This window comes from Flagellimonas iocasae (assembly GCF_042682725.1).
Taxonomy (GTDB): domain Bacteria; phylum Bacteroidota; class Bacteroidia; order Flavobacteriales; family Flavobacteriaceae; genus Flagellimonas; species Flagellimonas iocasae.
The window spans coordinates 291,923-310,411 of record NZ_JBHUHU010000001.1 but is presented as its reverse complement, the minus strand read 5'-3'; the positions used below and the strand labels follow the sequence as shown (position 1 = coordinate 310,411).

Genomic DNA, 18,489 nt, shown 5'->3' with positions numbered 1-18,489 from the left:
TTATACGTAATCTTTTAGATTGACATCAGAAATCGCCCCATGCGAAGTATGAAAGGTCACTTTCCCATCTTTTATAATGAGTAATTGCGGGGATTCATGCCGCACTCCAAACTGGGATGCTACTGCATTGGAAATATCCCGATGTGACTGAATAGTCAAGAAATACAAATCACATTCTGTATCCATGTCATAAGCATCGCTGAACATTCGTAAGGTCATGCTACTGATTCCACAGGTTGTGGAATGCTTATAAATGACTTGGGTTCTATGATTCGATTTTTCCGTTATCCCTTCCAATTGCTCCAAAGATTCCAAATGCACCCAAGGCAATTGCTTCTTTTCCTCCACTACTTTTTCCTTCTTTCCAAAAACACTGTCAAATATTCCCATAAAGCAAATTTAAGGGATATGTCGTGAACCGTGAAAAAGCTTACAACTGACTAAATGTCCTGTGTTTTTGGGGTTTTACAGACATTATGTCGGTAAGTGCATATTGGTAAGATTGTTGACCCCTATGCAGAAAACAAAGACTATGAACTTTAATAATTTTACCATAAAATCACAAGAGGCAATTCAAAGGGCACAACAATTGGCCCAAGAATTTGGCCATCAACAAATAGAGAATGAACACCTGTTCAAGGCTATTGGTGAGGTCGATGAAAACGTTCTTCCGTTCATTTTGAAAAAGTTGAATGTCAACGTCGCACTCCTCAACCAAATCTTGGATAAGGAACTCCAGAGCTTTGCCAAGGTTTCCGGAGGTGAAATCATGCTTTCCAGGGAAGCCGGCAAAACCGTAAACGAAGCAAGCATAGTTGCAAAAAACATGGGCGATGAATTCGTATCCGTGGAGCATTTGCTGCTTGCAATTTTTAAATCGAAAAGTAAAATCGCGCAGATTCTCAAGGATCAAGGTGTTACCGAAAAAGACCTGAACGCTGCCATTCAAGAATTGCGGAAAGGTGGAAAGGTGACTTCGCAAAGTGCCGAGGAAACCTATAATTCGTTGGATAAATACGCCAAAAACCTTAATCAATTGGCTGATAGCGGCAAATTGGACCCTGTTATTGGTCGTGATGAGGAAATCCGGAGGGTGTTGCAGATTCTGTCACGTAGGACCAAAAACAACCCCATGCTGGTCGGTGAACCCGGTGTAGGTAAAACGGCTATTGCCGAAGGTTTGGCCCACCGGATTGTGCAAGGGGACGTCCCCGAAAACCTGAAGGACAAAACCATTTATTCCTTGGATATGGGTGCCTTGATTGCCGGCGCAAAGTATAAAGGTGAGTTTGAAGAGCGATTGAAAGCCGTTATCAAAGAGGTCACTTCCTCAGATGGCAATATTGTCCTTTTTATTGATGAAATCCACACCTTGGTGGGTGCTGGAGGTGGACAAGGCGCCATGGACGCAGCCAACATCTTGAAACCTGCTTTGGCCAGAGGAGAGCTTCGCGCCATTGGGGCCACTACCTTGGATGAGTATCAAAAATACTTTGAAAAGGACAAAGCCCTGGAGCGTAGATTCCAAAAAGTAATGGTGGACGAACCCGATACCGAAAGTGCCATTTCAATTTTGAGGGGTATTAAGGAAAAATATGAGGCTCACCACAAGGTGCGCATCAAAGATGAGGCTGTTATTGGTGCAGTTGAGTTGTCACAACGCTACATCACCAACCGATTTTTACCCGACAAGGCCATCGACCTGATGGATGAGGCCGCTTCCAAACTTCGAATGGAAATCAACTCCAAACCCGAAGAATTGGATGTGCTGGATAGAAAAATCATGCAGTTGGAGATTGAGATTGAGGCCATTAAACGTGAAAATGACAAGGCTAAATTGCAGACCCTGAACTTGGAATTGGCCAATCTCAAAGAAGAGCGCAATGAAATTTTCGCCAAATGGGAAAGTGAAAAAACCGTGGTGGACAATATCCAGAAAACAAAAGAGGATATCGAAAACTATAAATTGGAAGCGGAACGTGCCGAACGGAACGGGGATTACGGGAAAGTAGCCGAATTGCGTTATGGAAAAATCAAGGAGGCTCAGGAAAAGCTGGATAAATTGGAGGATGAACTTGCTGAACAACAAACAGCAGGTACATTGATCAAGGAAGAGGTCACCTATGAGGACATTGCCGAAGTAGTGGCCAAATGGACCGGAATCCCTGTAACCAAGATGATGCAGAGCGAGCGAGAGAAACTATTGAAACTGGAAGATGTACTCCACAAGCGTGTAGTGGGTCAGGATGAGGCGATTGTAGCCGTGTCAGATGCCATCCGAAGAAGCCGGGCTGGATTACAGGACGAGAAAAAACCCATCGGTTCGTTCCTTTTCTTGGGAACCACCGGTGTTGGTAAGACCGAGTTGGCCAAAACACTCGCCGCCTATCTGTTTGATGACGAAAACGCCATGACCCGGATAGATATGAGTGAATACCAAGAACGTCACTCCGTGAGCCGTTTGGTGGGAGCACCTCCAGGATATGTGGGCTATGACGAAGGAGGTCAGTTGACCGAAGCCGTACGTAGAAAACCCTACTCTGTGATTCTGTTGGATGAGATTGAAAAAGCACACCCAGATACCTTCAACATTTTGTTACAAGTTTTGGACGAAGGTAGATTGACCGACAACAAAGGTCGTGTGGCAGACTTTAAGAACTCCATCATCATCATGACGAGCAATATGGGTAGCCATATCATTCAGGAGAAGTTTGAAAATGCTGTGGATATGGAAAGTGCTTCCGAAGCTGCAAGAGTGGAAGTGATGGGATTGTTGCGCAAGACCATTCGTCCCGAGTTCTTGAACCGGATAGATGACATCATCATGTTTGCTCCGCTGAACAAAGCTGACATTAAGGCAATTGTTGAGCTTCAGTTGAACAACTTGAAGAAGATGTTGTCCAAACAGCACATCACATTGGATGCTACCCAAGAGGCCATTGATTACTTAGCAGCCAAAGGTTTCGACCCCCAATACGGTGCAAGACCTGTGAAGCGATTGATTCAGAAAGAAGTACTGAACAATCTCTCCAAGGAACTGCTTTCCGGTACTATTACATCGGACAGTGTAGTACTCTTGGATTCCTTCGATGACGAACTAGTGTTCCGAAACCAAGGTGAATTGATAGAATAATTTTTCATCATAATTTTTATTTTGGAAAGCCTTCCCCGCAGTTGCGGGGAAGGCTTTTTACTTTCCCAAAATCCCGAGCCTTACGGCTTGAAATCAAAAACCAACAGCTTTGGTTTGGTTTAAATCCTTATTTTAGCCTACAGCACACAACTACAAACAACCATCCAGATATGCCAATCATAATTGCCGTTCTAGGTATCCTTCTGCTTTTCCTTTTAATTGCCAAATTCAAACTGAACGCCTTCCTTGCCTTTATTATCGTTTGCCTTTTCGTAGGTATCTTTCAGGGTATGGAATTGGGAAATTTGGTGAATTCCATTCAAAGGGGTATCGGGAACACCTTGGGCTTTTTAGTATTGATTCTGGGATTGGGAGCCATGCTGGGAAAACTGGTCGCCGATAGTGGGGCTGCCCAACAAATTACTACCCAGTTAGTGAATAAATTCGGAATAAAACATGTACAGTGGGCCATGGTACTAACCGGTTTTATTGTGGGAATACCCATGTTCTACTCCGTAGGTTTTGTTATTCTGATTCCCTTGGTGTTTACGGTGGCGATATCAACCGGGCTTCCCTTACTGTATGTGGGACTCCCCATGCTTACATCGCTTTCCGTTACACATGGTTACCTTCCACCCCACCCTGCACCTACAGCCATTGCGGCCATGTTCAATGCAGATATTGGAAAAACATTGATATATGGACTTGTCATTGCGGTACCCGCCATTATTGTGGCCGGCCCTTTATTTGCCCGAACCATTAAAAACGTTGAGGCAAAACCACTTAAAGAATTCTACAACCCAAATATCATCCCAAAGGAAGAGCTTCCATCAACCTTCACCAGTATTTTTACCGCACTCTCTCCCATATTATTTATTGGGATTGGCATTGCAGCCGAAAATTTTATGGAAGAAGGTCTGCTACGCGATATCCTCACCTTCATCGGGAATCCTGTTATTGCGCTTTTGATTTCTGTTTTGCTGGCCCTATTCACCCTTGGGATTTCGAAAGGCAAGGAAATGAAAACTCTTATGGATTCGATTTCATCTTCGGTGTCTAGCATCACTATGATTTTATTGATCATTGCCGGTGCCGGAGCCCTAAAAGAAGTCTTGATTGATAGCCATGTGAGCGATTATATTGCCGACAGCCTCAAAGGTTCCAGCGTTTCTCCTTTGATTTTGGCCTGGCTTATCGCCACGGCGATTCGGGTAAGCGTAGGTTCGGCCACCGTTGCGGGTTTGACTGCAGCCGGAATCGTGCTTCCCTTGGCATCAGGCACGGGAACTAGTCCAGAATTGATGGTCTTGGCAATCGGTTCTGGAAGTTTAATGCTCTCACACGTCAACGATACCGGGTTTTGGATGTTCAAGGAATATTTCAATCTATCCGTTAAAGAAACCCTATCAACATGGACCGTTATGGAAACTTTGGTCGGAATCATGGGATTAATCGGAGTTTTGGTTTTAAGTACAATAATCTAATTCAATATGAATAACACACCTTCAAAACGAGTTGAGGAATTGAATCTTCAACTCCCTCCTGCTCCGCCCCCTGCCGGAGTCTATAGACCAATTTTGGTCGTGGATAATTTTTTATACGTTTCAGGCCAAGGTCCGGTGAATCTGGATGGTTCCCTGATGAAAGGCCGTGCGGGTGATGATTTGGACAGGGATGAAGCCAAATTGGCCGCTAGACAAGTCGGGTTGACAATGCTATCCACCATTACCACCCATTTTGGCAGTTTGGATAAAATCAAAAGAGTCGTAAAAGTGCTGGGCATGGTCAATTGTACGCCCGATTTTGGAAAACAACCTTACGTCATCAATGGTTTTAGTGAACTGATGGCAGATGTTTTCGGAAAAGAGAATGGCATTGGAGTGAGAAGTGCGGTAGGCATGATGCTCCCTGAAAATATTCCTGTTGAGATTGAAGCCATGTTTGAACTTCACCAATAATCCATTTATGTTTCTATTTGATGTCCATTTAGACCTCGCCATGAACGCCATGGAGTGGAATCGAGACCTTACCCTCCCTGTTTCAGAAATCCGGGAACGGGAAAAAGGAAAAACCGACAAGCCAGACCGCGGCAACAATACCGTTTCCTTCCCTGCCATGCGAAAGGGCAAGGTTGGGCTTTGTGTGGCCACGCAAATCGCACGTTATGTTAAAAAGGACAATCCGCTTCCCGGTTGGCACTCCCAACATCAGGCGTGGGCTCAGACGCAAGGCCAATTGGCTTGGTACAAGGCCATGGAAGCCGCTGAGGAAATGGTTCAGATAACGGATACTAAAGGTTTGGAAAAACATCTCAAACTTTGGCAAAGCAACCAGAACAAAAAGCCTATCGGGTATATTCTGAGTCTGGAAGGAGCTGATTCTATCGTGGATTTAAGCTATTTGGAGAAATCATATGAGGCTGGTCTCAGAGCTATCGGTCCTGCACATTATGGCCCCGGAGTGTATGCCCATGGCACGGATTCCGTTGGTGGCATTGGAGTCAAGGGAAAGGAACTGCTTAAAAAAATAGAGGAACTTAATCTTATTTTGGATGCTACGCATTTGTGTGATGTGAGTTTTTGGGAAACCATGGATGTCTACAACGGTCCTGTTTGGGCCAGCCATCAGCTTTGCAGAACATTTGTGGACCACAATCGGCAGTTTTCCGATGAACAACTTAAGGAATTGATTTCGAGAGAGGCGGTAATCGGGATTGCGTTGGATGCTTGGATGATGGTTCCGAACTGGGTGCGTGGAAAATCGGACCCCAAAGAAATGGGCGTCAATTTAGAGGTTATGATCAATAATATGGACCACATTTGTCAATTGGCCGGAAATACCAATCACGTTGGAATTGGCACCGATTTGGATGGTGGCTTCGGCACGGAACAAGGTCCTTATGATGTAGACACCATTGCCGATTTGCAGAAAATCCCTGGATTGCTATCCAAAAGAGGGTATACGGAATCGGATATTGAAAAAATTACAAGTCAGAATTTCTTGAATTTCTTGAAAAGGGTCTGGAAATAATTGGCGCTGTGTATTGAAAAAGCCTCAACTCTGTTAAAATAGAGGCTTTACTCCACTCGGATACCAAACAGTATATGTTTTTTTATATCTTAGTTGCTGCCTATACCAACCAACCGCCATGACTAAGAAAGCAGAACGTACCACAGCCTATATCATTGAGACGGTAGCACCTATTTTCAATAAGTTTGGTTACGTGGGCACCAGCATGAGCGACCTCACCGAGGCTACCGGACTTACCAAAGGCGCCATTTATGGTAATTTTGAAAATAAGGAAGCTCTAGCACTATCCGCTTTTGAATACAATCAAAAACAGTTATTGGCCACTATCGATGAAAAATTGAATGTGAAAGGCAATGCGTTGGAAAAACTCTTTTCCTTAATGCATTTTTATAAGCAGTACGATGTGTTTTCACTTCCCATGGGAGGATGCCCCATCCTAAATGTGGGTGTGGACGCCCAAAGCAACAACAATCTGCTCGCCGCAGCAGTTAAGGAGACCATTAAAGAGATTGAAGGGAAAATCGCCCTTGTCTTGGAAAATGGAGTCAACCAGAATGAGATTCACCTTCCTGTTCCTCCACTACAATTTGCTCGGCAATTATTTACCATGATTCAAGGAGCCATTGCCATGAGCACCATGACCCGTGACCGCAAATATCTCATCAATACCATTTCCTATTTGGAACATTTGGTCAATCGGGAAATAAAAAAGTAATTCCCTAGTTGCCCCTAACCCTAAAAATCCAAGTTTTTTCCGTGTATTTACCTCCGTATTGACTATCTCTTCCCTTTCGGGCCTCGTCCATCGTATCATACCGTTGCAAATACACATAATTGAACTTATTCTTGTTGCGATAAAAAGACCCTGGGGTCAATCCTCTTGCTTTAAGACTGAGCATGAAACTCTCGTAATACTTCTTGGTACCGAACACATTGGCAATCAAATAAAAGCCTGGCTCCAAACCTTCTTCACCAGTAACTTCTTCATAGCGTTCGTTAGGACGTAATTCAACCTTTTGGGTTTGCAATCTAGCGATGCTATCTTTTTCTTGTTGTTCTTTTAGCTGCAGCGCTGCCAATTGTGCTTGCGCAATGGAATCTTTCACCCGTTGCTCTTCCATCAAAAGTCTTTGTTGGGCTTCTTCGTCTTTTTGAGCTTCTTCTTTTAGGGCTTGCTCCCTTAATTCCTGTAACCGTTCCTCCTCTGCCATTCGCTCCCTTGCCAAAGCATCGTCTTTTTCCACATCAAAACCCACTACTTTTTTCCGGTCATCGGCTTTGCCAAATCGATAGGACGCCACCAATTCTATAGTAGTATCTTCATCGCTCAATTCAGCATCCGTTCCAAATTCCATTAATCCACCAATCGAAAATACATCGGCTATGGTAACCCCCACACCTCCGGAAGGTCCATAAAAGCTGTTATACCCACCCTGCAGCCAAAATTTCGGGGTGGAAAACAAGGTGTTTAGCCCAAATTGAGTGTCCATATCCGGAATTGATTTGACATACACCACAGGCCGCACAAAACTCGTTCCCCAAGTGGGAAACAAATTCACATTAAAATCATTGCTCAATGTACCTGTGACTATTTTGAAATTTTCCAAACTATCCCCACTATCGGACAAATTGAACCCTATACCATTTTCAAAAGCAAGGCCTACACTAAATTGGTTGACCTTTAACCGTAACGCAGGTGAAAATTGAAGTATAAAATCCTTGCTGCTCTGCAATTCTGGGAGGTCTATATCTTGGTCGGGTACAAAACGGTCATCAGCCAACGTGTTCTGAAATGCAAATAGGTTCATCCCTGCCAAAAGTTCAACCCCTTCATCCAAAGAAAAGGTATGCACATAGGTAAGATTGGCCCCCGTATTCAAGAAAATGCCCGTATTGTGCTGCAGAAATCCCATCGCAACGGTAGAGTTTGTATTAATTTGATGCGAATAATTGGCAAAAATAGTAGTCGGGTCTCCATCCACGGACTGCCACTGCCAACGAGTCCAAATGGAAAACGAATTGGGGCTGTTCCAATCCGAAGCATAGGTGGCATTCAATAAATTGGCATTGAACTGTGTTAGTGTATGTTGTCTAAAATCAGGTGGCAAGCTGGGTTCTTGTGACCATCCCACTACAGACAGGAATCCCAATAGAAAACAAACCAAAAATCTAAGCATACAGTAAAATAGAAAATTAAACGTTACTTTTAAATGAGATTTAGATGAACTAAGGGAAACTTTAGATAAATACTATGCGAATAACCAAAGTCTTAATTGCGTTTGCAATTATTATTGGAAGTATCAGCTGCAAAGAAGATACAAAAATTGTGGAAGAACCTGTGGTCTCCACCTACTATTTTATCAGACATGCGGAAAAGGACAGAACCGACCCTGATAATCCTGATCCCGAGTTAAACCAAGATGGACTGGACAGAGCCATCCGTTGGGCAGAAGTATTTGACCCAATAGCCATTGATGTGATTTATTCGACCAATTATGAACGCACTTCCATGACGGCTGCCCCTACTTCGGTAAAAAAGAACATCGATGTGAAATATTACGAACCGAATTCAATTGATATTGAACAATTTAAGTCTGAAAACGAAGGCCTCAATGTTTTGGTAGTGGGCCACAGCAATACCACACCAGAATTTGTCAATAAAATGATTGGGGTTGAAAAATACAGTGCCATGGATGACGATGACAACAGCAGCTTGTTCATTGTTCGCATCATTGATGGCGTTCCTACGGACATCCGTCTAAAAATGGATTAACCCTACTCGACCTTAATATTGGTCAATTCTATTTTGGATAGCAGTTCCAGTTCTCCCGAGTTGAACAATTGCCCGATTTTAAGAATATCTGAATCCTCGTCTTTTGGTTTGTAATTTTCATAATCCACAAACCGGATTCCATTTACATATCGTTCATTATAAGCTTTTCTGAACCGTTGCCCACCACCATTCACATGAAAGCTATATGCCAAATAGTCTGGTTTAAATGTTTTTAAATCAACCCAATACACATAAACATCATCAAAGTCGTCGCCTCCACCATCTTGGTCGAAAGTTACTTTGATTTTGTAATATTCCTTTTCTTGAATGGTCTCCTTTCCCAAAAGTTCCTTGTTTACTGCGGCGTCGTTCAACCCGTAGGGAAGTCGTGCAAAATAATGGACAGAATTGACCGAATTGGCATACCTGCCGGCCAGGGAATCTGAAACAGCAACCAACGAATCATTCATGTACCGTTGAAAGTCATTTCCGGTTTTCACATCCATAATCGTTACCGAATCGACTTGAAAAATACGCTTCAACAGTTTTTTCCCATTGTCATTTTCAGACACGTAGGTTCTGTCCCTAAACTCGAATGAAACCGTGTGATCTTCAAACAGAATTCCACCGCTATCATCAATGGATTTATCCACAATTTCTTGCGCCGTAAGTGGAGCTTTTGGTTTTTCCTTGCAAGCCAAAGACAAAAGTAAGAGCAGGGGAACTAGGATTCTTTTCATGGGTTTGGTTTTATAGGTAATCGTAAAATCTCCTATAACATTACAATTTTCTTGGCAAAGAGTTTATATTTTTGCCCCCAATGCAGAAAAACATCAACATAAAAAACAGAAGGGCCCGATTCGATTACGAGATTTTGGATACCTATACCGCAGGGATTGTGCTGGGGGGTACCGAAATAAAATCCATTCGTTTGGGCAAAGCTTCCATATCTCAAAGTTTTTGCGAGTTCAATGACAAAGGCGAACTTTTTGTCATCAATATGCAGATTGATGAGTACAGCTACGGCGGTCATTACAATCATAAACCCAAGGCAGAACGAAAACTGCTCTTAAACCGAAGGGAGTTGAAAAAACTGCAAAAAGAAGTAACCACCTCTGGGAATACCATCATCCCCCTGAATCTCTTCATCAATGACCGCGGATTGGCCAAAGTGAACATTGGATTGGCCAAGGGTAAAAAATTGTATGATAAGCGCGATACCATTAAGGACCGGGATAGTAAACGAAATTTGGACCGAATCAAAAAGGGTTTCAATAACTAGTTTTTATCCTCAAGCAGTGGAACAAATCTGAACGCCCCGAGTTCCTTTTTTTCAAATTCCTTTTCGGATTTGCGGACAAATAGTGTCATCACCTGCTCATTTTCTCCTACAGGAATCACAAGCCTACCTCCCACTTTAAGCTGGGACATCAACGGTTTCGGAACTTCCGGCGCACCAGCGGTGACAATGATGCTATCGAACGGCGCTTCCTCTGGAAGACCTTTGTAACCATCCCCAAAAATCATCTTTTTGGGTCGGTAGTGCATTTTATTGAAGAACAATCGTGTCTTTTTAAAAAGCTCCAATTGACGCTCAATCGTGAAAACCCTTGCCTTTAAATGCAGCAATACAGCGGTTTGATACCCACTTCCCGTTCCAATTTCCAAAACTTTGTCGTTTGGTTTTACGTGAAGCAATTCTGTTTGAAAAGCAACCGTATAGGGCTGCGAAATCGTCTGCTCCGCACTAATGGGAAATGCCTTATCCTGATAAGCGTGGTCCTCAAAACTACTGTCCAAAAACAAATGACGGGGTATCGTTTTTATGGCATTGAGCACCTTTTTGTCCCGTATTCCCTTGGCTTCCAACAATTCTGCCAATTTATTGCGCATTCCGCTATGCTTGAGCGTATCTTTCATGGTCTTGGTCTGGTCCACGAATTTAAAAAGTTCTTCAAAAACTTTACGGACAGTTAGCTGGTTATTTTTATGAAGAGTGCCATCATATCCGTATTTTTGAAAAAAACAGAGATATGCTAAAAGTTGGTGTCCTCGGCGCAGGACATTTGGGTAAAATTCATCTTCGGCTCCTAAACCAATCCGAACACTACGAACTCATTGGTTTTTACGATCCTGACGAAATCAACGCAAAAAAAGTGGCCGCTGAGTTTGGTTACACACATTTTGAAAACATCAATACCCTCATGGATGCCGTGGATGTGGTGGACATTGTGACCCCTACCCTTTCCCATTTTGACTGTGCCAAAAAAGCCATTGAAAAGGGAAAGCATATTTTTATTGAAAAGCCAATTACCAATACGTTTGAAGAGGCCCAAGAATTATTGAAACTATCCCAAAAACATGGCATAAAAGGCCAAGTGGGGCATGTGGAGCGCTTCAATCCAGCATTTTTAGCGGTAAAGGACAAGATAGAAAACCCGATGTTCATTGAAACCCACCGATTGGCTGAGTTCAATCCTAGAGGCACCGATGTTCCTGTGGTATTGGATTTAATGATTCACGATATCGATGCCATATTGAGTGTTGTTCCTTCGGAAGTAAAACAAATCAACGCCAGTGGGGTTTCGGTGATCAGCAATTCACCTGATATTGCCAACGCCCGGGTGGAATTTGAAAATGGCTGTGTGGCCAACCTTACGGCAAGCCGGATTTCATTGAAAAACATGCGCAAATCCCGCTTTTTCCAGAAAGATGCCTACATCTCAGTTGACTTTTTGGAAAAGAAAGTTGAAGTGGTCAAAATGAAAGATGCCCCAGAACAACCCGGGGATTTCGATATGATTCTCCAAAATGCCGAAGGCGAGAAAAAGCAGATTTACTTTGAAAATCCAGAAATTGATGTCAATAATGCCATTCTGGATGAACTGGAGACCTTTGCGGATGCCATTAACAATGATACTACCCCGGTGGTGACCTTGGAACAAGGTACCAAAGCGTTGCAGGTGGCACTTCAGATTATTGAATCGTTCAAGAAATAGCTTTTTGTGGTTCTCGACTGCGTTCGGACTGACAAAACACTAATCAGAATACCATGAAAAAAATAGCAGTTATCGGTGCTGGAACCATGGGCAACGGAATCGCCCATGTTTTTGCGCAAAGCGGATTTCAAGTCCATTTGATTGATATATCACAAACTTCATTGGACAAAGGTTTGGCAACCATCACCAAAAATTTGGACCGCATGATGGCCAAGGAGGTGATTGACCAGACTAAAAAAGAGGCTACGCTAGGCAATATTTCCACTTTTACAAGTTTAAAAGACGGCGTTTCCCAAGTGGACCTGGTAGTTGAAGCCGCCACGGAAAATCTAGATATCAAACTGAAAATTTTCAAAGATTTGGATGAGGTTTGTCCCCCAGCTACTATTCTGGCAACAAATACCTCTTCTATTTCCATCACTCAAATTGCAGCTGCCACAAATCGACCTGAAAAGGTCATCGGTATGCACTTTATGAATCCGGTTCCCATTATGAAATTGGTGGAGATCATTCGTGGGTACAGCACTTCGGATGAAGTGACGAAAACCATCATGGAACTTTCGGAAAAACTCGGCAAAACCCCTACCGAGGTCAACGATTATCCCGGTTTTGTGGCCAATCGAATTTTAATGCCCATGATTAATGAGGCCATTGAGACCCTTTACCATGGTGTGGCCGGTGTTCAAGAAATCGATACGGTGATGAAATTAGGTATGGCCCACCCCATGGGACCCTTGCAATTGGCGGACTTTATTGGGTTGGATGTCTGTTTGTCCATTTTGAACGTGATGTACGATGGTTTCAAAAATCCAAAATATGCACCTTGCCCATTGCTCGTGAACATGGTCATGGCTGGAAAATTGGGCCTAAAATCAGGAGAAGGGTTTTACGATTATTCGGAATCGCGGAAAGCGGAACAGGTTTCAGCCCAATTCAAATAGACCCGAATGGCATTCATAAAACCTTTTAAGGCCATCCGACCCACAAAGGACAAGGTTTCCTTTGTGGCATCCCGTTCCTATGAAGAATATTCCAAGGATGAACTCAAATCGGTGCTGCAATACAATCCATTTTCCTTTTTGCACATCATAAACCCCGGGTTCAAGTTTCACAAAAACATCACCGGAAAAGAACGTTTTCATCTGGTGCAGAATCGGTATTTGGAGTTTTTGGAAGAAAACACCTTGAAGAAGGATGAAGACGCCAGCTTTTACTTGTATCAAATAGAAAAGGACGATTTCAAGAGCCTTGGTTTCTTTTGTGCCTGCAGTGTAGCCGATTACCGGAATGATATCATCAAAAAACACGAGGATACCCTAAAGCATCGCGAAGAACTTTTTGCGGACTACCTGCATACCGTAGGTTTCAACGCCGAACCTGTTTTGATGACCTATGCTGATAACGAAGTGGTTTGGGATGTATTTCAACAGGAGACGCAGCGGAAACCAGTGTACGACTTTACCACTACGGACCGTTTTAACCACAGTCTGTGGAAGATTTCCAACAAAGAATCCATTGCCAAACTCGAAGCGGCTTTTGCTGAAATGGATGCGCTTTACATTGCAGATGGTCATCACCGAAGTGCTTCGAGCAATCTGTTGGCCCAACAAATGGAATCCGAAAATAAGGGCCACAATGGAGAGGAGGCCTACAACTATTTTATGGCCTACCTTATCCCAGAATCACAGATTCGGATTTATGAATTCAACCGTATGGTCAAGGATTTGAACGGTTTTTCCAAAGAAGAGTTCTTGATTCAACTTGATGCTCAATTTAGAATTGAAAAACAAGAAGAGGGCCCACTTCGTCCTTCAAAAAAGCATCAGTTCAGCATGTATTTGGGTGGAGAATTCTACTCGCTTTATCTCAGGAACATCAATTACAGCTTTTCCGATGCGCTGAGCCAATTGGACACCCAAATTCTCTACAAAACCATTCTGGAGCCCATTTTAGGGATTTCAGACCTCAGAAACGACAAACGGATTGCCTATGGATATGGCAAAAACAACCTCATACAAATGAAAGACAGTGTGGATAACGGTAAGTTCGCAGTAGGGTTCAGCCTAATGCCCACGACTATAGAAGAAATCAAGGCCATTGCCGATGCAGGTTTGGTAATGCCCCCCAAAAGCACGTATATTGAACCTAAATTGCGCAGTGGACTGGCGATTTATGAATTGTAATACTTGTTCTGTCATTCCTGCGAAGGCAGGAATCCATAAACTGAATAGATTCCGCATCAAGTGCGGAATGACAATTATACTAGCATGTCAATAAAAGATAACCTTATAGCCATAAAAAATGAATTGCCCGAAGGGGTGACCTTGGTCGCAGTGTCCAAAACCAAGCCCAATGCGGATATTCTAGAAGCTTATGAAGCAGGGCAACGGGTATTTGGCGAGAATAAAGTGCAGGAAATGACCCAAAAATGGGAGGAACTGCCCAAGGATATTGAATGGCACATGATTGGCCACGTACAGCGCAACAAGGTCAAGTACATGGCCGAGTTCGTTTCTTTGATTCACGGGGTGGATAGCCTTAAACTACTGAAAGAAATTGATAAGCAAGCCGACAAATACGACCGGGTGATTCCCTGTTTGTTGCAAATGCATATTGCCGAAGAAGACACCAAATTTGGACTGGACAATACTGAGTTGGAAGCTTTGCTTCAATCAGAGGAATTCAAAGCCATGAAAAACATTAAAATTGTGGGCTTGATGGGAATGGCGACTTTCACTTCGGATGAAAACCAGGTACGGAAGGAGTTCGCTCATCTCAAATCCATTTTCAATGAACTGCAACAAAGATTACCCGAAGTCACCATTCTTTCCATGGGCATGAGTGGCGATTACCAATTGGCCATAGAGGAAGGTAGCACCATGGTGCGTATTGGAAGTAGTATATTTGGAGCACGAAACTATCAGTAAAATCGATTCAAATTTTTCATGTACGCCATACTTGATATAGAAAGTACCGGAGGAAAATACAATGAGGAAGGCATTATGGAAATTGCCATCCATCGGTTTGATGGCCGTAAAGTGGTGGACAAATTTATCTGTTTGATCAATCCAGAGCGGGAAATCCAACCTTTTGTGGCGAAGCTTACAGGAATCAACAACCAAATGCTTCGTTCCGCTCCTAAATTCCACGAAGTCGCCAAACGAATTGTGGAAATCACCGAAGGAGCTACCATTGTTGCACATAATGCCCAATTTGATTATCGCATCCTTCGTACCGAATTCAGACGGCTGGGGTATGACTACCAACGTAAAACACTCTGCACCGTGGACCTTTCCAAACAAATGCTTCCGGATGCAGAATCGCATAGTTTGGGAAAATTGGCACGCTCCCTGGGTATTCCTATGAGCGACCGACACCGAGCGAATGGCGACGCCATCGCTACCCTAAAATTATTTAAGTTGCTCTTGGGTAAAGACTCGGATAAAAGCATCATTAAAACTGTGGTTCGGGAAGAAACCCATGGCGAACTCTCCCCCACCCAACTGGACATGGTCTTTAACCTCCCTTCGGAAACGGGGGTGTACTACATGCACAACAAGGATGGGGACATCATCTTTTTGGGAAAGACCACAAACATCAAAAAAAGAGTGAACCAACACTTCACCAACGTGGGAAGCTTGGCACGCAAACTTCAGAAAGAGACCAAAAAAGTTACATATGATGAAACCGGAAGCGAGTTGGTGGCACTGTTGAAGGAATATCAGGAATTACGAAGGACCAAACCCAAACACAATAGCATTGCCCGAAGAAAGCTATTCTCCCATATCATCAATTTTGAGCAAAATGGGAAGGCGCACATCAGCTTGGCTATTGAGAGCAGTAAATCAAGGGCGAATCAGAAGATTGGGTTCAACGGGGTTCCTTCGGCCAGAAGTTTTTTGAATAAAATCAGCTCTGAATTCGAAATATGCCCCTGCTCCATTGATACCGAAGCCACTTGCGCACAAAGCAATGAATCAATCGCTGATTGCAATGAAAAAGTGCTTTCTGCTTTTGACAAATACAGCATTTTTGGTAAAAGCATTGCTCTTTTGGACCAAGGAAGGGAAACCGGCGAACGTAGTTTTGTCCTCATTAAAGGAGGTCACCTTCAAGGGTTTGGGTTTGTGGAACTCAACCATCAAATCAATAATATTCATATCTTGGAGTCGATAATGACCTCAATACCGAGCGATGAAAACACCACGTTCATCATTGAGTCGTATCTCAGAAAAAACAATAGGCTTAAAGTCGTTCCGCTAAACTTGGCTCCTTGACCGAACAAAACAAACCATCTGGATGGAAACACAAACTTCATGAAATCATTTATGAAGCCGACACCCCTGCCGGAAAGTTTTTTGACATCGTCCTCTTTGCACTGATTATTCTTAGCGTCATTTTGGTGATGCTGGAGAGTGTGGACCATATAGATAAGGAACATCATAAAATCCTACTGACCCTGGAATGGGGCATCACCATTTTCTTTACTTTGGAATACATTGCCCGGGTCATCAGCATAAAAAAGCCATTTAAATACATTTTCAGTTTTTATGGCATCATCGATTTTATCTCTACCATTCCTCTTTACCTGTCTTACATATTAGCGGGTTCCCAAGTTCTTTTGGCCGTAAGGGCATTCAGGCTTTTGCGGGTTTTTAGGATATTGAAATTGGTGAAATTCATTGGCGAAGCTTCACAATTGCAGTCCGCTCTTAAGGCGAGTCGGACCAAAATAGCGGTGTTTATTTATGTGGTTTTGATTCTATCCGTCATTTTAGGAACCTTGATGTATCTCATTGAAGGGGATGATGCCGGTTTCACCAGTATTCCCACTAGCATCTACTGGACCATTGTTACCTTGACCACTGTGGGTTATGGTGACATTGCTCCACAAACACCGCTTGGGCAATTCTTGGCCACCGTCATCATGATTTTGGGTTATGGCATCATTGCGGTTCCTACTGGAATTGTGACCGCTGAATTTTCCCGAAGCAGTAAAAATGTAAAAGACGGCGGCCATATGGTACATGTAAATACCCAAGCCTGCCCCAATTGCTCGGCGGAGGGCCATAGGGACGATGCCACCCATTGTTATAATTGTGGACATTCGCTATGAGCAATAAAGTATTGATAGCTGTGGTAGGACCCACAGCCATTGGAAAAACGGCACTTGGCATTTTATTGGCCCAGCATTTTGATACTGATGTCATTTCTGCGGATTCCCGCCAGTTTTTCAAGGAAATGGAAATTGGTACGGCCGTGCCCTCTCCCGACGAATTGAAGGCTGTAAAACACCATTTCATCCAACACAAAAGCATTTATGAACCCTACTCCGTAGGAGATTTTGAAAAAGATGCCCTATCGCTTTTGGATACCCTGTTTCAGGAAAAAGATGTGGTGGTCATGGTCGGTGGAAGTGGGCTTTATGTGGATGCCGTGATCCATGGGTTGGATGATTTTCCTGAGGTTGACCCCGAACTCCGTCAATCCTTGAACGCAGCATTGCAGGAAAAAGGGTTGGAATACCTTCAACAAGAATTAAAATTACGAGACCCCGAGTATTACAACAAAGTGGATTTGGACAATCCACATCGACTTATTCGTGCTTTGGAGGTCTGCATTACCGCTAATCGCCCGTATTCAACATTCCTTTCCCAAAACAAGCCAGAAAGACCGTTTAAACACCTTTACATTGGACTTGAGGCGCCCAGAGAGGTGATTTATGAGCGAATCAATACCCGCGTGGATATCATGATGGAATCAGGGTTGTTGGATGAAGCTAAGACCTTGCATGTACATAAAAATCTGAATGCATTACAAACAGTTGGTTACAAAGAACTTTTTGAATATCTTGACGGGCATTGTTCATTGGAGGTTGCCGTATCGGAAATCAAAAAGAATACAAGACGTTTTGCAAAGCGACAATTGACTTGGTTGCGAAAGAACGAAAGTGTTTTTTGGGTGGACCATACTACCGACAGTGATCAAATTTTGAAAAAAACTAAACAACAACTTAACGAATTAAACCATGCCCAACGGTAAAAAGGTATTGGTGGTAATGGGCGTTAGCGGCACTGGAAAAACCACCATAGGAAAACTTCTGGCGCATAGATTAAAGTACCCCTTTTTTGATGGGGATGACTTCCATCCCAAAGAGAATATTGATAAAATGAAAGCTGGCCAACCGCTTGCTGATGAAGACCGTAAAGAGTGGTTGCTGCGATTGAATCAGGTTGCGCGCGAGCATCGGCATACAGGTGCCGTAATAGGTTGTTCAGCCCTACGAAAAAATTATCGAGGTCTTTTGCGTGCTGGAGTGGGCACCTGCATGGAGTTTATTTACCTGAACGGTTCTTTTGAGTTGATAAAAGCGCGATTGGAGGCTAGAAAAGACCATTTTATGCCCATTGAGCTCCTTAAATCGCAATTTGAGACCTTGGAGCCGCCCAAGAGGGCCATTAAGGTGTCGGTTACCAAAGAACCCGAAATAATCATCAAAGAAATAGTGGAGCAAATAAAATCAGAGGCTCATTAAAAAGCTAAACTAAAAAAGC

19 protein-coding genes are annotated in these 18,489 nt (G+C 43.3%); 15 read left to right on the top strand and 4 right to left on the bottom strand.

Annotated features, from left to right (window positions below; all coding sequences use genetic code 11):
• Positions 1-390, bottom strand: a complete 390-nt coding sequence (ytxJ, locus tag ACFSJE_RS01400) for a bacillithiol system redox-active protein YtxJ (protein WP_379829187.1) — start codon at positions 388-390, stop codon at positions 1-3.
• 142 nt (positions 391-532) lie between these two features.
• On the opposite strand from ytxJ, the gene clpB reads away from it, so the two are divergent.
• From clpB to ACFSJE_RS01375, 5 genes are all read left to right on the top strand, one after another.
• Entirely contained in the window at positions 533-3,133 is a 2,601-nt protein-coding gene (gene clpB / locus ACFSJE_RS01395; RefSeq protein WP_379829186.1) for an ATP-dependent chaperone ClpB, read from the top strand.
• A gap of 170 nt (positions 3,134-3,303) precedes the next feature.
• On the top strand, positions 3,304-4,617 hold the full coding sequence (locus ACFSJE_RS01390; protein WP_379829185.1) for a gluconate:H+ symporter: 1,314 nt from the start codon (positions 3,304-3,306) through the stop codon (positions 4,615-4,617).
• Between the two features lie 6 nt (positions 4,618-4,623).
• Positions 4,624-5,091, top strand: a complete 468-nt coding sequence (locus ACFSJE_RS01385; protein WP_379829184.1) for a RidA family protein — start codon at positions 4,624-4,626, stop codon at positions 5,089-5,091.
• Positions 5,092-5,098: 7 nt separating this feature from the next.
• Entirely contained in the window at positions 5,099-6,163 is a 1,065-nt protein-coding gene (locus tag ACFSJE_RS01380; protein WP_379829183.1) for a dipeptidase, read from the top strand.
• Between the two features lie 118 nt (positions 6,164-6,281).
• Positions 6,282-6,878, top strand: coding sequence for a TetR/AcrR family transcriptional regulator (locus ACFSJE_RS01375; RefSeq protein ID WP_379829182.1), 597 nt, complete (start codon positions 6,282-6,284; stop codon positions 6,876-6,878).
• Between the two features lie 4 nt (positions 6,879-6,882).
• On the opposite strand, the gene ACFSJE_RS01370 is transcribed toward ACFSJE_RS01375, so the two are convergent.
• Positions 6,883-8,340 carry a PorP/SprF family type IX secretion system membrane protein gene (locus ACFSJE_RS01370; RefSeq protein ID WP_379829181.1) on the bottom strand — a complete coding sequence of 486 codons (1,458 nt, stop codon included), beginning with the start codon at positions 8,338-8,340 and terminating at the stop codon, positions 6,883-6,885.
• Positions 8,341-8,414: 74 nt separating this feature from the next.
• Here ACFSJE_RS01370 and ACFSJE_RS01365 point away from each other — a divergent pair, with 74 nt between their 5' ends.
• A complete protein-coding gene (locus ACFSJE_RS01365) occupies positions 8,415-8,936 on the top strand; it encodes a SixA phosphatase family protein (protein WP_379829180.1) in 522 nt (173 codons plus the stop codon).
• Between the two features lie 2 nt (positions 8,937-8,938).
• On the opposite strand, the gene ACFSJE_RS01360 is transcribed toward ACFSJE_RS01365, so the two are convergent.
• Positions 8,939-9,676, bottom strand: coding sequence for a DUF6503 family protein (locus ACFSJE_RS01360; protein ID WP_379829179.1), 738 nt, complete (start codon positions 9,674-9,676; stop codon positions 8,939-8,941).
• A gap of 80 nt (positions 9,677-9,756) precedes the next feature.
• On the opposite strand from ACFSJE_RS01360, the gene smpB reads away from it, so the two are divergent.
• A complete protein-coding gene (smpB, locus tag ACFSJE_RS01355) occupies positions 9,757-10,218 on the top strand; it encodes an SsrA-binding protein SmpB (protein WP_379829178.1) in 462 nt (153 codons plus the stop codon).
• Here the strand turns inward: smpB and ACFSJE_RS01350 are convergent.
• Entirely contained in the window at positions 10,215-10,856 is a 642-nt protein-coding gene (locus ACFSJE_RS01350) for a protein-L-isoaspartate(D-aspartate) O-methyltransferase (RefSeq protein WP_379829177.1), read from the bottom strand. The genes smpB and ACFSJE_RS01350 overlap by 4 nt on opposite strands.
• Before the next feature lie 113 nt (positions 10,857-10,969).
• Here ACFSJE_RS01350 and ACFSJE_RS01345 point away from each other — a divergent pair, with 113 nt between their 5' ends.
• The 8 genes from ACFSJE_RS01345 to ACFSJE_RS01310 all read left to right on the top strand — a co-directional run bounded on the left by ACFSJE_RS01345 (position 10,970) and on the right by ACFSJE_RS01310 (position 18,470).
• A complete protein-coding gene (locus ACFSJE_RS01345; RefSeq protein WP_379829176.1) occupies positions 10,970-11,935 on the top strand; it encodes a Gfo/Idh/MocA family protein in 966 nt (321 codons plus the stop codon).
• 53 nt (positions 11,936-11,988) lie between these two features.
• On the top strand, positions 11,989-12,876 hold the full coding sequence (locus ACFSJE_RS01340; protein WP_379829175.1) for a 3-hydroxyacyl-CoA dehydrogenase family protein: 888 nt from the start codon (positions 11,989-11,991) through the stop codon (positions 12,874-12,876).
• Between the two features lie 6 nt (positions 12,877-12,882).
• On the top strand, positions 12,883-14,118 hold the full coding sequence (locus tag ACFSJE_RS01335; protein WP_379829174.1) for a DUF1015 domain-containing protein: 1,236 nt from the start codon (positions 12,883-12,885) through the stop codon (positions 14,116-14,118).
• An 84-nt stretch (positions 14,119-14,202) separates the two neighbouring features.
• A complete protein-coding gene (locus ACFSJE_RS01330) occupies positions 14,203-14,862 on the top strand; it encodes a YggS family pyridoxal phosphate-dependent enzyme (RefSeq protein ID WP_379829173.1) in 660 nt (219 codons plus the stop codon).
• An 18-nt stretch (positions 14,863-14,880) separates the two neighbouring features.
• Positions 14,881-16,212 (top strand): exonuclease domain-containing protein, encoded by a 1,332-nt coding sequence (locus tag ACFSJE_RS01325; RefSeq protein WP_379829172.1) that lies wholly within the window; start codon positions 14,881-14,883, stop codon positions 16,210-16,212.
• The gene (locus ACFSJE_RS01320; RefSeq protein WP_379829171.1) at positions 16,209-17,051 is read left to right on the top strand and encodes an ion transporter; all 843 of its coding nucleotides are present in this window, start codon (positions 16,209-16,211) and stop codon (positions 17,049-17,051) included. Before ACFSJE_RS01325 ends, ACFSJE_RS01320 begins: the two co-directional genes overlap by 4 nt.
• A complete protein-coding gene (gene miaA, locus ACFSJE_RS01315) occupies positions 17,048-17,977 on the top strand; it encodes a tRNA (adenosine(37)-N6)-dimethylallyltransferase MiaA (protein ID WP_379829170.1) in 930 nt (309 codons plus the stop codon). The genes ACFSJE_RS01320 and miaA overlap by 4 nt, the downstream gene beginning before the upstream one ends.
• The gene (locus ACFSJE_RS01310) at positions 17,964-18,470 is read left to right on the top strand and encodes a gluconokinase (protein WP_379829169.1); all 507 of its coding nucleotides are present in this window, start codon (positions 17,964-17,966) and stop codon (positions 18,468-18,470) included. The genes miaA and ACFSJE_RS01310 overlap by 14 nt, the downstream gene beginning before the upstream one ends.
• Positions 18,471-18,489 lie beyond the last annotated feature (19 nt).

What these genes read in the sequence shown, in the direction of transcription:
- ytxJ (WP_379829187.1), bottom strand. Translation starts at nt 390, where the DNA reads ATGGGAATATTTGACAGTGTTTTTGGAAAGAAGGAAAAAGTAGTGGAG.
- clpB (WP_379829186.1), top strand. Translation starts at nt 533, where the DNA reads ATGAACTTTAATAATTTTACCATAAAATCACAAGAGGCAATTCAAAGG.
- ACFSJE_RS01390 (WP_379829185.1), top strand. Translation starts at nt 3,304, where the DNA reads ATGCCAATCATAATTGCCGTTCTAGGTATCCTTCTGCTTTTCCTTTTA.
- ACFSJE_RS01385 (WP_379829184.1), top strand. Translation starts at nt 4,624, where the DNA reads ATGAATAACACACCTTCAAAACGAGTTGAGGAATTGAATCTTCAACTC.
- ACFSJE_RS01380 (WP_379829183.1), top strand. Translation starts at nt 5,099, where the DNA reads ATGTTTCTATTTGATGTCCATTTAGACCTCGCCATGAACGCCATGGAG.
- ACFSJE_RS01375 (WP_379829182.1), top strand. Translation starts at nt 6,282, where the DNA reads ATGACTAAGAAAGCAGAACGTACCACAGCCTATATCATTGAGACGGTA.
- ACFSJE_RS01370 (WP_379829181.1), bottom strand. Translation starts at nt 8,340, where the DNA reads ATGCTTAGATTTTTGGTTTGTTTTCTATTGGGATTCCTGTCTGTAGTG.
- ACFSJE_RS01365 (WP_379829180.1), top strand. Translation starts at nt 8,415, where the DNA reads ATGCGAATAACCAAAGTCTTAATTGCGTTTGCAATTATTATTGGAAGT.
- ACFSJE_RS01360 (WP_379829179.1), bottom strand. Translation starts at nt 9,676, where the DNA reads ATGAAAAGAATCCTAGTTCCCCTGCTCTTACTTTTGTCTTTGGCTTGC.
- smpB (WP_379829178.1), top strand. Translation starts at nt 9,757, where the DNA reads ATGCAGAAAAACATCAACATAAAAAACAGAAGGGCCCGATTCGATTAC.
- ACFSJE_RS01350 (WP_379829177.1), bottom strand. Translation starts at nt 10,856, where the DNA reads ATGAAAGATACGCTCAAGCATAGCGGAATGCGCAATAAATTGGCAGAA.
- ACFSJE_RS01345 (WP_379829176.1), top strand. Translation starts at nt 10,970, where the DNA reads ATGCTAAAAGTTGGTGTCCTCGGCGCAGGACATTTGGGTAAAATTCAT.
- ACFSJE_RS01340 (WP_379829175.1), top strand. Translation starts at nt 11,989, where the DNA reads ATGAAAAAAATAGCAGTTATCGGTGCTGGAACCATGGGCAACGGAATC.
- ACFSJE_RS01335 (WP_379829174.1), top strand. Translation starts at nt 12,883, where the DNA reads ATGGCATTCATAAAACCTTTTAAGGCCATCCGACCCACAAAGGACAAG.
- ACFSJE_RS01330 (WP_379829173.1), top strand. Translation starts at nt 14,203, where the DNA reads ATGTCAATAAAAGATAACCTTATAGCCATAAAAAATGAATTGCCCGAA.
- ACFSJE_RS01325 (WP_379829172.1), top strand. Translation starts at nt 14,881, where the DNA reads ATGTACGCCATACTTGATATAGAAAGTACCGGAGGAAAATACAATGAG.
- miaA (WP_379829170.1), top strand. Translation starts at nt 17,048, where the DNA reads ATGAGCAATAAAGTATTGATAGCTGTGGTAGGACCCACAGCCATTGGA.
- ACFSJE_RS01310 (WP_379829169.1), top strand. Translation starts at nt 17,964, where the DNA reads ATGCCCAACGGTAAAAAGGTATTGGTGGTAATGGGCGTTAGCGGCACT.